13 protein-coding genes are annotated in these 11,117 nt (G+C 73.8%); 12 read left to right on the forward strand and 1 reads right to left on the reverse strand.

What is annotated here, in order from left to right:
• From JMJ56_RS07730 to JMJ56_RS07785, 12 genes are all read left to right on the forward strand, one after another.
• On the forward strand, positions 1-456 hold the full coding sequence (locus JMJ56_RS07730; protein ID WP_202831048.1) for a hypothetical protein: 456 nt from the start codon (positions 1-3) through the stop codon (positions 454-456).
• A complete protein-coding gene (locus JMJ56_RS07735; RefSeq protein ID WP_202831049.1) occupies positions 446-1,771 on the forward strand; it encodes an AMP-binding protein in 1,326 nt (441 codons plus the stop codon). The genes JMJ56_RS07730 and JMJ56_RS07735 overlap by 11 nt, the downstream gene beginning before the upstream one ends.
• On the forward strand, positions 1,768-2,049 hold the full coding sequence (locus JMJ56_RS07740) for a 3-hydroxyacyl-ACP dehydratase FabZ family protein (RefSeq protein WP_202831050.1): 282 nt from the start codon (positions 1,768-1,770) through the stop codon (positions 2,047-2,049). The genes JMJ56_RS07735 and JMJ56_RS07740 overlap by 4 nt, the downstream gene beginning before the upstream one ends.
• Positions 2,031-2,942: an LpxL/LpxP family acyltransferase gene (locus tag JMJ56_RS07745; protein ID WP_202831051.1), complete on the forward strand. Its 912-nt coding sequence runs from the start codon at positions 2,031-2,033 to the stop codon at positions 2,940-2,942. The genes JMJ56_RS07740 and JMJ56_RS07745 overlap by 19 nt, the downstream gene beginning before the upstream one ends.
• Complete coding sequence (locus JMJ56_RS07750) at positions 2,939-3,499, forward strand: LolA-related protein (protein ID WP_202831052.1); 561 nt, start codon at positions 2,939-2,941, stop codon at positions 3,497-3,499. Before JMJ56_RS07745 ends, JMJ56_RS07750 begins: the two co-directional genes overlap by 4 nt.
• Positions 3,496-5,796 (forward strand): MMPL family transporter, encoded by a 2,301-nt coding sequence (locus JMJ56_RS07755; protein WP_202831053.1) that lies wholly within the window; start codon positions 3,496-3,498, stop codon positions 5,794-5,796. Before JMJ56_RS07750 ends, JMJ56_RS07755 begins: the two co-directional genes overlap by 4 nt.
• Positions 5,789-6,997, forward strand: coding sequence for a beta-ketoacyl-ACP synthase (locus JMJ56_RS07760; RefSeq protein ID WP_202831054.1), 1,209 nt, complete (start codon positions 5,789-5,791; stop codon positions 6,995-6,997). The genes JMJ56_RS07755 and JMJ56_RS07760 overlap by 8 nt, the downstream gene beginning before the upstream one ends.
• A complete protein-coding gene (locus tag JMJ56_RS07765; RefSeq protein WP_202831055.1) occupies positions 6,994-7,785 on the forward strand; it encodes a beta-ketoacyl synthase chain length factor in 792 nt (263 codons plus the stop codon). Before JMJ56_RS07760 ends, JMJ56_RS07765 begins: the two co-directional genes overlap by 4 nt.
• Complete coding sequence (locus JMJ56_RS07770) at positions 7,779-8,198, forward strand: phosphotransferase (RefSeq protein ID WP_202831056.1); 420 nt, start codon at positions 7,779-7,781, stop codon at positions 8,196-8,198. Before JMJ56_RS07765 ends, JMJ56_RS07770 begins: the two co-directional genes overlap by 7 nt.
• Positions 8,198-8,920, forward strand: a complete 723-nt coding sequence (gene fabG / locus JMJ56_RS07775) for a 3-oxoacyl-ACP reductase FabG (RefSeq protein WP_202831057.1) — start codon at positions 8,198-8,200, stop codon at positions 8,918-8,920. Before JMJ56_RS07770 ends, fabG begins: the two co-directional genes overlap by 1 nt.
• 212 nt (positions 8,921-9,132) lie before the next feature.
• Entirely contained in the window at positions 9,133-9,633 is a 501-nt protein-coding gene (locus JMJ56_RS07780) for a bactofilin family protein (protein WP_202831058.1), read from the forward strand.
• 151 nt (positions 9,634-9,784) lie between these two features.
• Positions 9,785-10,624 carry a hypothetical protein gene (locus JMJ56_RS07785; RefSeq protein ID WP_202831059.1) on the forward strand — a complete coding sequence of 280 codons (840 nt, stop codon included), beginning with the start codon at positions 9,785-9,787 and terminating at the stop codon, positions 10,622-10,624.
• Here JMJ56_RS07785 and JMJ56_RS07790 read toward each other — a convergent pair.
• Positions 10,621-10,998 carry a hypothetical protein gene (locus JMJ56_RS07790; protein WP_202831060.1) on the reverse strand — a complete coding sequence of 126 codons (378 nt, stop codon included), beginning with the start codon at positions 10,996-10,998 and terminating at the stop codon, positions 10,621-10,623. The two genes, JMJ56_RS07785 and JMJ56_RS07790, sit on opposite strands and share 4 nt — an antisense overlap.
• Positions 10,999-11,117 lie beyond the last annotated feature (119 nt).

Here is an 11,117-nt window from a genome sequence, read left to right on the forward strand (position 1 = left end):
ATGCCGCGCGGACGCAGCCTCCTCCGGTTGCTGCTGCTGGCCGGCGCCTCGGTCGTCCTGGCGGTGCTGCTCGTGGGCAACCCGGTGGCGGCGGCGCTCGGCAACGCGGCGGTCGCGCTGCGCTTCGGCCTGACGCTGCTGCCGGGGCGGGAGCCGCTGATCGCCCATTACAGCCGCTTCGACTGGGCCGGACCGCCGGAGGGCGGCTACACGCGGGCGCTGACGCTGGCCTGGGCGCTGTTGCTGGGCGGCTTCGCCCTGGCCCATGCCGTGCTCGCCGCCATGGGGCGGAGCGACGTGCCGCTCGCCATCGCCGAGCCGCTGGTCTGCGCCCTGCTCTTCCTTGGCGAGCATGGGCTGCGCAACCGCCGCTTCCCAGAGCACGGGCGGGCGACGCCGCTCCGCACGCTACGGGCGATAGGGCTCGCGCATGGGCTGGTTCGGCATGCGGCCTGAGGCGGTGCTGCCGCTCGTCAACCGCGAGGCTGGGGAGGTGATCTGCCATCGCCCGACCGGGCCGGTGACGGTCGGCCGCCTGCTCGGTGAGGCGCGGGCGCTCGCCGCGCGGCTGCCGGCGGCGGGACACACGATCAACCTTTGCGCCGACCGCTACCGCATGCTGCTCGGCTTCACTGCCGCCCTGCTGCGCGGGCATCCGACGCTGCTCAATGCCGATGCCTCGCCGCACCGGCTGCGGGCGCTGGCCGAGGCCTATCCGGGAACCTACCTGCTGGCAGACAAGCCGGTCGCCTCCGAGCTGCCGCTGGTCCTCGTCGAGGACAAGGCGGCCGAGGACTGGACCGGGCCGGTGCCCATGCTCCCCGCCGCGCAGCTCGCCGCCATCGCCTTCACCTCCGGTTCCACCGGCCAGCCAACGGCCCATCGGAAGCCCTGGGACGCGCTGGTCGCCGCGGCGCTCGCCGCCGCCGAGCGCTTCGCCCTCCGCCCGAGCGACGGGCCGCCGGGCAGCGTGCTGGCGACCGTGCCGCCGCAGCATATGTACGGCTTCGAGACCACCATCATGCTGCCCCTGCAGGCTGCTCTCGCCTGCCATACCGGCGAGGCCTTCTTCCCTTCGGACGTGCTGGATGCGCTGGACGGCCTGCCGCCGCGCCGCCTGCTGGTGACGACGCCGTTGCATCTCCGCGCCCTGCTGGCCGAGCGGCGCCGGCCGGCGCCGCTCGCCGCCGTCATTTCGGCAACCGCCCCCCTGGCCATGAGCATGGCCGAGGCGGTGGAGCGGGACTGGGGCGCGCCCATGCTCGAGATCTACGGCGCCAGCGAGGCCGGCTCCATGGCCAGCCGCCGCACCGCGCTGGAGCCGGACTGGCTACCCTATCCCGGCATCGGCATGGGGCAAGGCGAGGTCCATGTGCCCGGCCTTGGCGCCGTACCGCTCGCCGATGCGGTGGAGCCGGCGCCGGGCGGCCGCTTCCGCCTGCTGGGGCGCCGGGCCGACCTGGTGAAGCCCGGCGGCAGGCGGGCCTCGCTCGCCGATCTCAACCGGGTGCTGATGGAGGTCACGGGCGTCGAGGACGGCGTCTTCGTCGCGCCGGAGGATATCGAGCGCAACCCGGCCGCCCGGCTCAGCGCCTATGTGGTCGCGCCGGGGCGGAGCGCGGAGGAGATCCTGGCCGCGCTCCGGCTGCGGCTGGAGCCGGTCTTCCTCCCCCGGCCGCTGGTGCTGGTGCCCGCCCTGCCCCGCAACGGGCTCGGCAAGCTGACGCGGGCGGCGCTGGCCGAGCTGCGCCTGGCGGCAGCCACGCCGTGACCACCCGCTTCGAGGTCCCGGCCGGGCATCCGGCCCTGCCCGGGCATTTCCCCGGCCGGCCGATCCTGCCCGGCGTTGTGCTGCTCGATGCGGTGCTGCAGGCGGCGGGCCATGATCGGGCGCATCTGCTGCGGGCGAAGTTCATCGCCCCCGTCCTCCCGGGGGATGTGGTGGAGATCGCGCTAACGCCACGGTCAGGGGGACGCATCGGCTTCGCCTGCGCGAGCGGCGGCAGGACGGTTCTTTCGGGGGAGCTGGCATGCGAACCGGCGCCCTAGAATGGGTGGATGTGCCGGAGCGGGGCAGCGTCCGCCTCGCCCGCTTCATGGTCTGGCTGGTGCACACCATCGGCTGGTGGCCGGGCCATGCGCTGCTCTTCCCGATCGCTTTCTACTTCATGCTCTTCTCGCCCCGGCAGCGGCGGGTGGCGCGCCGGTTCCTCGGCCGGGCCCTGGGCCGGCGGGTGGGGTTCCGCGATGTCTTCCGGCTCTATTTCGCCTTCGCCTCGACCATCCTCGACCGTGCCTTCCTGGTGACGGGGCGGACCGGGCGCTACCGCATCGATGTCCACGGGCTCGACGCGTTGAAGGCACGCATCGCCGAGGGCCGCGGCTGCCTGCTGCTCGGCGCGCATATGGGCAGCTTCGAGGCGCTGCGGGCCGTCGCCGATGCCGGCAGCCCGGTCGAGGTCGCCGTCCTCATGCATGAGGCGAATGCGGCGCGGCTGAAGGCGGTGTTCGACGCGCTCGGCGGGGCGAAGCGGCAGGAGGTGGTGATCCCCCTCGGCACGACCGATGCGATGCTGCGGGCGCGCGAGGTGCTGGAGCGCGGCGGGCTGGTCGGGCTGCTGGCCGACCGCGCGCCGCGGGGCGAGCGGATGCAGCCCGTCCCCTTCCTCGGGCAGGAGGCGCCGCTGCCGACCGGGCCGCATGTGCTGGCCGCCGTGCTCGGCGCGCCGGTGATGCTCGCCTTCGGCCTCTGGCGCGGGCCGCGGCATTACGAGGTGCGGTTCGAGCCCTTCGCCGATGCCACGCCGCCTGGCCGGGCCGGGCGGCAGGCGCTGGTCGAGGAGCGCGTCTGCCGCTATGCCGCGCGCATCGAGGCTTTGTGCCGGCGCTACCCATATAACTGGTTCAACTTCTACGACTTCTGGCAGGAGCGCGGGCGATGAGATGGGCGCTGCTGCCGCTCCTCGCCCTCGCCGCGCCGGCCTGGGCGGAGGACCCGGCGCTGGCCCGGCTGATGCAGGGCTTCGCGGCCCAGCCGCGCTCGGAGGCACGCTTCACCGAGGAGAAGGCCATCCCCGAACTCGACCTGCCGCTGCCGAGCCAGGGCACGCTCCGCTGGCAGGCGCCGGACCGGCTGGAGAAGCACACCACCTCCCCCATCGACGAGGTGCTGCGGGTCGAGGGCGGGCGATTGCTCTATGAACGGCCCGACCGCGGCATCCGCCGCGAATTCGGCCTGGAGGAGCAGCCGGAGATGCGGGCGCTGGTCGAGGCGGTGCGCGGCACGTTGGCCGGCGACCTGGCCGGGCTGCACCGCTACTACGAGATCGGCTTCACCCCGGAGGGCCGCGATGCGCCCTGGCGGATGGTGCTGACGCCGCTCTCCCTGCGGGTGCGGGCGGCGGTGCAGCGCATCCTGGTCAGCGGCCGCGGCGCGCAGGTCCGCAGCATCGAGACCGAGGGCGGCGGCGGCGTGACGCGCATGCAGATCGGCCCGTGAGGCGCCTCCTCGCGGCGCTGCTGCTGCTGGCGGCGCTGGGCGGGGGGCTCGGGGCGCTGGTCGGGGTGCGGGCCGATCTCGCGGAGTTCCTGCCCCCTGGCCGCAGCCCGGCGAGTGCCTTCCTCTTCCGCGAATTGCGGAGCGGCGCGGCGACGACGCTGCTGCTGGCCGGCATCGAGGGTGCCGCGCCGGCGGAGCTGGCGAGGGTTTCACGGGAAACAGCGGCGGGGCTGCGCGCTTCGGGCCGGTTCGACTTCGTCGGCGACGGGACGGTGACGCTCGGCGATGCGGAGCAGGCGCTGCTCTTCCGCTACCGCTACCTGCTCTCGCCCGAGACGCGGCCCGAAGCCTTCACCGCCGCTGCGTTGCGGCCGAAGCTGGAGGCGCTGCTGGAGGGGCTGCGCAGCGCCGCCTCGCCGCTGCTGGCACGCTTCGGGTTCGCCGACCCAACCGGCGCCTTCCTCGGCCTGGCCCGCGCCTTCCTGGCGGAGAGCCGGCTGGAGGTGCGGGACGGCGCCTGGTTCGCCGCCGAGGGACCGCCGCGCGCCCTGCTGATCGCGCGCGCCCAGGGCGGGGCGGGGTTGGATGCAGAGGCCCAGGGGCAGGCCGTCGCCGCCTTCCGCACGGCCTTCGAGGCCGCGAATCCAGGCCCGGCGCGGCTGCTGCTGAGCGGGCCGGGCGTCTTCGCCAGCGAGGCGGCGACGGCGATCCGGGCCGATGTGCGGCTCATCACCCTGGCCTCGGGCGGGTTGCTCGCGGCCTTCCTGTTCTGGCGCTACCGCTCGCTGATGCTGCTCGGCCTGGTCGCGGTGCCGCTGGCGGTGGGGACCCTGGCCGGCTTCGCGGTGACGGCGCTCGCCTTCGACGGCAAGGTGCAGGGCATCGCGCTCGGCTTCGGGATGACGATGCTCGGCGTCACCGTCGATTATCCGATCCTGCTGGCGAGCCTGCGTCGCCCGGAGGAGGGGCTGGCGGCCGCGGCCCGGCGCATCTGGCCGACGCTCCGCCTCGCCGCCGCCTCGGCCGCGACGGGATTGGCGGCGATGCTAGGCTCCGGCTTCCCCGGCCTCGTCCAGCTCGGCGTCTTCGCCGGGACGGGGCTGCTGGCCGCCGCCGCCACGACCCGCTGGGTGCTGCCCTGGCTGCTGCCCGGGGCGCGGATCGTGGCGCGTCCGCTGCCCCGGCCGGTCCGCGCGGCGCTTGGCGCGCTGCGGGGGCGGCGGAGGCTCGCCGCCGGAGTGGTGGCCGGCGCAGGGCTGCTGCTGGCGGTGCTCGGCGGCCCCGTCTGGCAGCGCGATCTTTCGGCGCTCAGCCCAGTGCCGCGCGAGGCCCAGGTGCTGGATGCCACGCTGCGCCGTCAGCTCGGCGCACCGGATGTGCGGGTGCTCTTCGCCCTCGGGCCGGGAACGGAGGGGGAGGTGCTGGCCGCCTCGGAGCGGCTGGGCGAGGCGATGGTGCCGCTGCTCGGCACCGCGCTTGAGGGCATCGACCTCCCCAGCCGCTACCTGCCGGCCGAGGCGACGCAACACAGCCGGCAGGCCGCGCTGCCCACGCCCGAAGCGGCGGAGGCGGTGCTTCGCGAGGCGATAACGGGCCTGCCCTTCCGCCCAACCGCCTTCGCCCCCTTCCTCGCCGCCCTCGGCGAGAGCCGCGCCCTGCCGCCGCTCGACGCTGCCGGTCTCGCTGCCGGGGCGCCGACCCTTGCCGCCCGTCTCTCACCCCTGCTCTCCCACAGGGGCGAGTCGATGGTGGGCGTGGCCCTCGCCCAGGATGTGCGGGACACGGCGGCGCTCGCCGCGGTGGCGCAGCGCCTCGGCGACCCGCGCATCCTCTTCATCGACGTGAAGGCGGAGACGGAGGGGCTGCTCGATGCCTATGGGCAGGCGACCCTGCTTTGGGCGCTGGCCGGAGGCGTGCTGGTGCTCGGCCTGCTCGCGCTCGGCCTCCGCTCGCCGGGGCGGGCGCTGCGGGTCGCCGGGCCGATCGGCGGGGCGCTGCTCGTCACCCTCGCCGCCCTCACCCTGCTCGGCGAGGCGCTGACCCTCTTCCACCTTGCCTCCCTGCTGTTGCTCGCGGGGCTGGCGATTGACTATTCTCTTTTCCTCGCCGGTGACGCAACCGACGACACAATGGGAGCCATCTTGAACTGCGCCGTCTCCACCCTGCTCACTTTCGGCCTGCTCGCCTTCTGTGGAACGCCGGTGCTGCACGGGATTGGGCTGACGGTCTCGCTCGGCGTGGCGAGCGCCTTCCTGCTCGCCTGCGCCATGGCTCCGAGGTCCCTTCCCCATGCCTGACCGCTCCCGCCTCTGGCCGTTGAGCCTCGCGGCCGCCACGGCCGTCACCGCCCTCGGCGCCGGGATCGCCCCGCTGCGCCGGGCCCTGCATGCGCGGGAGGGCGGGCTGCGGCCGAGCCACTTCCCGGGCGGGCCGGAGGATATCTGGGTCGGCCAGGTGCCGGGGGTGGAGGCGGTCGCCCTGCCGCCCGCGCTCGCCGGTTTCGCCTGCCGCAACAACCGCTTGGCGGAGATGGCGCTCGGCAGCGACGGCTTCGCCGAGGCAGTGGCGGCCGCCGTGGCGCGGCACGGGCCGGAGCGCATCGCCGTCGTCCTCGGCACCAGCACCGCCGGGATCGAGGAGACGGAACAGGCCTATCGCCGGCGCGACGGCGCGGGCGCGCTGCCGGCCTCCTTCGATTATGCCGGGTCGCATGACCTGCAAAGCCTGCCGGCCTATGTGCGGGCACGGCTCGGCCTGCGCGGGCCGGCCCTCGCCGTCTCCACCGCCTGCACCTCCGGCGCGCGGTCGATGCTGGAAGCGGCCTCGCTGATCGCATCGGGCCTTGCCGATGCGGTGGTGGCGGGCGGCGTCGACAGCCTCTGCCGGCTGACGCTGCACGGATTCGCCTCGCTCGAACTGCTGAGCCGCGGCCGGCCGACCCGGCCCTGCGCCGCCGACCGCGACGGCATCTCCATCGGCGAGGCGGCCGGCCTTGTCCTGCTGACGCGGCCGGACCATGCGCCGCCGGGCTCGCCCCTGCTGCTCGGCGCCGGGGCCAGCAGCGACGGGCACCACATGTCCTCGCCGCATCCCGAGGGGCTCGGCGCCGTCAGCGCCATGCGGGCCGCACTCGATGCGGCGGGGTTGACGCCGGGGGAGGTCGACTATGTGAACCTCCATGGAACCGGCACCCGCGCCAATGACGCCATGGAGGACCGCGCCGTCCACCACCTCTTCGGTGACGGCGTGCCCTGCAGCTCGACCAAGGGCTGGACGGGGCATGCGCTCGGCGCCTCCGGCGCGGTGGAGGTGGTCATCGCCATGCTCTGCCTGGAGGACGGGCTGGTGCCTGGTTGCCTTGGCGTCGCCGAGCGAGACCCGGAATTCCGCAGCGCCGTCGCCATTGCCAACGAGGCGCGGCCGGTACGCCGCGTCGCCAGCAACTCCTTCGGCTTTGGGGGCAGCAATTGCTGCCTGCTGATCGGCCAGGCCGCGTGAACTGCTGGGTTTCGGGGGTCGCGGTCCTTGGCGCCGGCCTGCCGGGCTGGGCGGCGAGCGAAGCTGTCCTGGCCGCCACCGCGCCCTGGAACGCGGGCGATGTCGTGCCGCCGCCCCCTGCCCTGCTGCCGCCGACGGAGCGGCGCCGGACCAGCCCGGCGGTGCGGCTGGCCCTCGCCGTCGCGGCGGAGGCGACGGCGGGGATCGAGGACCGGGCGGCGCTCGAAACCGTCTTCGCCAGCAGCAACGGCGATGGCGCGGTGGTCGGCGGCATCCTGGAGGCGCTGCACGACCCGGCGGGGGTCGCCCTCTCGCCGACGCAGTTCCACAACTCGGTGCATAATTCGGCGGCGGGCTACTGGCATATCGCGGTCGGCTCCACGGCGCCCTCGGTCAGCCTCGGCGGGCATGACGGCAGCTTCGCCGCGGGGCTGCTGGCGGCGGTGATGGCGGTCACGGCGCGCGGCGCCTCGGTGCTGCTCTGCGCCTACGACCTGCCGCTGCCGGCGCCCCTCGCCGCGGTGCGGCCGACCGGGCCGGGCTTCGCCGCCGCCTTCGTGCTGCGGCCGGAGCGCGATGCGGGCAGGTTGGCCAGCCTCTCGCTGCGCCATGTCGCCGCGCCGATGCCGGCCGCCCCGCCCGGGGATGCGCTGGATGCCCTGGCCGAGGGCAACCCCGCCGCCCGCGCCCTGCCGCTGCTGCGGGCGCTGGCGGCACGGCGGGCGGCGCGGATCGCCCTGCCGCTCGCCGCCGACGCGCATCTCCTGCTCGACCTCGCCCCATGCTGAACCGCGAGGCCATCGCCGCCCTCGTCCCGCACCAGGGGACGATGTGCCTGCTCGACCGCGCCCTCGAATGGGATGCGGCGCGCATCCTCTGCGAGGCGGAGAGCCATGCCGCGCCCGGCAACCCGCTGCGGCGGGGCGGCATGCTGCCCGCCATCTGCGGGCTGGAATATGCGCTCCAGGCCATGGCGCTGCACGGCGCGCTGTCCGCCGGCGGCGTGCCGCAGCGGGCCGGCTTCGTCAGCAGCCTGCGCGACGTGCGGATGGCAATCGGGCGGCTCGACACCGTCGCCGGGCCGCTCCGGATCGAGGCGGAGGCGCTGGTCGCCGAGGAGGCGGGCTTCATCTACCGCTTCGCCATCGCCGGCGAGGGCCAGGGCCTGCTGAGCGGCCAGGCGGCGGTGATCCTGCCGTGATGCCGCGCCGCGCCCTCGTCACCGGCGGGGCCAGCCCGCTCGGCGCCGCCATCTCCCGCGCCCTGGCGGCCGAGGGGCACGAGGTGCTGATCCACGCCCATGCCGGCATCGGCCGCGCCGAGGCGCTGGCGGCGGAGCTGCGCGCCGGGGGCCGCCGGGCGCACGCCTTCGCCGCCGACCTCACCGACATGCCGGCCACCGCCGCGGCGATCGAGGCGCTGCTGGAGGGCGGCCCCGTCCAGATCCTCGTCCACAATGCCGGCACGCATGACGACGCGCCGCTGGCCGGGATGACCGAGGCGCAGTGGCGCAGCGTCGTCGATGTTTCGCTGAACGGCTTCTACGCCGTGCTCCGCCCGCTGATCCTGCCGATGATCGGCACGCGCTGGGGGCGCATCCTGGCCATCTCCTCGATTAGCGGGATCATGGGCAATCGCGGCCAAGCAAACTACGCCGCCGCCAAGGCCGGGCTGATCGGGGCGGTGAAGACGCTCTCGCTCGAATATGCCTCGCGTGGCGTCACGGCCAATGCGGTGGCGCCCGGCATCATCGAGAGCCCGGCGGTCGCGGCGGCCATGCCGCGCGAGCGCATCGCCCAGATCGTGCCGGCGAAGCGCGCCGGGCGGCCGGAGGAGGTAGCGGATCTCGTCGCCTTCCTCGCCTCGGAGCGGGCCGGCTACATCACCGGCCAGGCGATCGCCATCTCGGGCGGGCTCGGCTAGCGGCTTTTTGTTCTTATAAAGAAACCAAAGACGGTGTTGCGCGAGCCTGCCATGGTGGGTGCGTCTGCGGCGCAACGCCCGGGCGGAGGTCACGCCGCGCCGGTGATTTCAGTGGACAGCGACGCTCTCGATTTGTTGTTGTTATATATGCTCAGGAAGGGAAAACCCCTGTGTCGCTTGGCATTCTGAACCGCAACAAGGATGGCAGCTCCATGCCCGAGCCGGCGGCGACGCCGCGCGAGGCGGATACGGGCGTTCCCGTCTTCCGCCCAGCCGGCAACAGGCCGCCGAACGCCTCCGTCCACCCCGATTCAGCCACGCCCGCCCTCGTGCCAGAGCCGATCGACCTGCGCACCCTCGTGGTCGGCCGCGGCATCCGCCTGAAGGGCACCGTGGCTGATGCGGAGCGCCTGGTGGTCGAGGGCACGGTGGATGCGACGATGGAGGCGACCGAGCTGATGGTCACCTCCGGCGGCACCTTCCGTGGCGAGATCACCGTCGATGTCGCGCATGTTGCCGGGCGGTTCGAGGGCTCGATCACCGCGCGCAAGCGCCTTGTCATCCGCGAGACCGGCATCGTCACCGGCACCGCGCGCTGCCACCGCCTCTCGGTCGAGGAGGGCGGGCAGCTCACGGCGCAGATGGAGATGCTGGGCGAGGCGCCGGCCAGGCGCGCCTTCCATCCGGATCCGCCGGTCGAGGCCGGCGACTGACCCATCCTGGCCGGACCTTCCCCGGCCCCTTGCCTCGGCAGGGCGGGCCTCCCTGCGCCCTGCCCCGCATCGCCGGGCCGGCGCGCGGCCGCCCGGCGCGTTCGAGCCTTCGGTCATCGCCCCGCCTTTTTTGCTGCGACAAGAGCTTCGGATGACCACCACGGGCAAGATGATGCATATCGCCGCCTGGGGCGTGACGGTGCTGGCCGGCCTCTTCGTCCCGGCGGCCGGCTTCGTGCTGATGCGGCTGCAGGGGCCGGAGGCCTTCCTCGCCCTGCCGCCGCTGCACCTCTCGGTCATGCTGGCCGCGCTCTTCCTGCCGCCCTGCCTGCTGATGCTGATCTTCACCTGGCTCACGCAGCGGATCGAGCTCGGCACGCTGACCGAGAACCTGCTGCGCCAGACCACCCTCTTCTGCAACCAGCGCGCCCTTTCCGAGACGCTTGTGGAGGAGGTGCGGGCGCAGTCGGCGCTGATGCAGGAGCAGCTCCGCACCGCCGCGGCCGACCGGGTGACGGAGCGGCGGACGACGCAGCTGTTGTTCCAGGAGACGCAGCTGCTGCGCCTCACCGCCGAATGGAGTCTCGTCGTCGGCGAGCTGGGCGGCATCCTCGTCGCCATGTGGCGGCTGATCCATGGCTGGACCGAGCCGGGGGCGGAGGCGCGCTACTCCTCGCTGCCGCCGCCCGAGGAGTTGCCGCTGCACATCCTCCGCATCCTGCCGGTGACACCGAAGGAGATGGCGAAGTACGACATCGACGAGCGCTTCATCCGCCAGGCGGCGCGCTACCGTGCGGTGTTCCAGGCCTTTGTCGATCAGGTGCCGGAGAGCGGACGGATGTCGCGCACCGCCTTCCGCCAGCTCGTCTACGGCCAACTCGATGCCCGGCTCGCCCTGCTGCCGCGGCCGAACCACGGCGAGATCATCGAGCCGGAGACGCTGGCGGCGGAGCCCTACCCGGAGCGGGACAGCCTGATCGACCGGGCCTAGCTCTGCGCGCCGGACTGCACGACGATGGCGTTCTGCAGGTTGCGCACCCAGTTGTTGTAGTTCCGGTGGATGGTGCCGCCATTGTAGTCGAGATTGGTGCTGGTGACGTAGCGGATGCTGAAGCGCCGCGTGTCGTAGGGAATGTCGACCACTGCCTGGTGGCTGCGGACGTTGAGCGTGCCGCGCATCAGGCCAGGCCCCTGCTCCTGCATCACCCAGCCTAGCCCGGCGCCGGCCCGCCTGATTTCCGCGGTGCGTTGCGAAAGCGTCCCGCGGCCGACGAACTCGCCGCTGCCTTCCTGAAGCGGCGCCGGGCGCGCGCAGGCGGCGAGGGCGAGGATGGCGCCGAAGGCCATCAGGCGACGCTGGATCATGAAAGGCTGTCTCCTGTGTTTCCTACCGTTACAGGAGGCTAGCGCAACCGCGGCGGCCTTGCCACCGGGCGGGGCGCGCCATATCCCAATTGCCGTTGCCGAACGGAGCTGCCGAACCG

The sequence above is a fragment of the Belnapia arida genome (genome assembly GCF_016773205.1).
Taxonomy (GTDB): Bacteria; Pseudomonadota; Alphaproteobacteria; order Acetobacterales; family Acetobacteraceae; genus Belnapia; species Belnapia arida.

Coding starts and splice junctions, on each gene's coding strand:
- JMJ56_RS07750 (WP_202831052.1), top strand. CDS start 2,939: ATGAGATGGGCGCTGCTGCCGCTCCTCGCCCTCGCCGCGCCGGCCTGG.
- fabG (WP_202831057.1), top strand. CDS start 8,198: ATGCCGCGCCGCGCCCTCGTCACCGGCGGGGCCAGCCCGCTCGGCGCC.
- JMJ56_RS07745 (WP_202831051.1), top strand. CDS start 2,031: ATGCGAACCGGCGCCCTAGAATGGGTGGATGTGCCGGAGCGGGGCAGC.
- JMJ56_RS07770 (WP_202831056.1), top strand. CDS start 7,779: ATGCTGAACCGCGAGGCCATCGCCGCCCTCGTCCCGCACCAGGGGACG.
- JMJ56_RS07785 (WP_202831059.1), top strand. CDS start 9,785: ATGACCACCACGGGCAAGATGATGCATATCGCCGCCTGGGGCGTGACG.
- JMJ56_RS07735 (WP_202831049.1), top strand. CDS start 446: ATGCGGCCTGAGGCGGTGCTGCCGCTCGTCAACCGCGAGGCTGGGGAG.
- JMJ56_RS07780 (WP_202831058.1), top strand. CDS start 9,133: ATGCCCGAGCCGGCGGCGACGCCGCGCGAGGCGGATACGGGCGTTCCC.
- JMJ56_RS07760 (WP_202831054.1), top strand. CDS start 5,789: ATGCCTGACCGCTCCCGCCTCTGGCCGTTGAGCCTCGCGGCCGCCACG.
- JMJ56_RS07790 (WP_202831060.1), bottom strand. CDS start 10,998: ATGATCCAGCGTCGCCTGATGGCCTTCGGCGCCATCCTCGCCCTCGCC.
- JMJ56_RS07730 (WP_202831048.1), top strand. CDS start 1: ATGCCGCGCGGACGCAGCCTCCTCCGGTTGCTGCTGCTGGCCGGCGCC.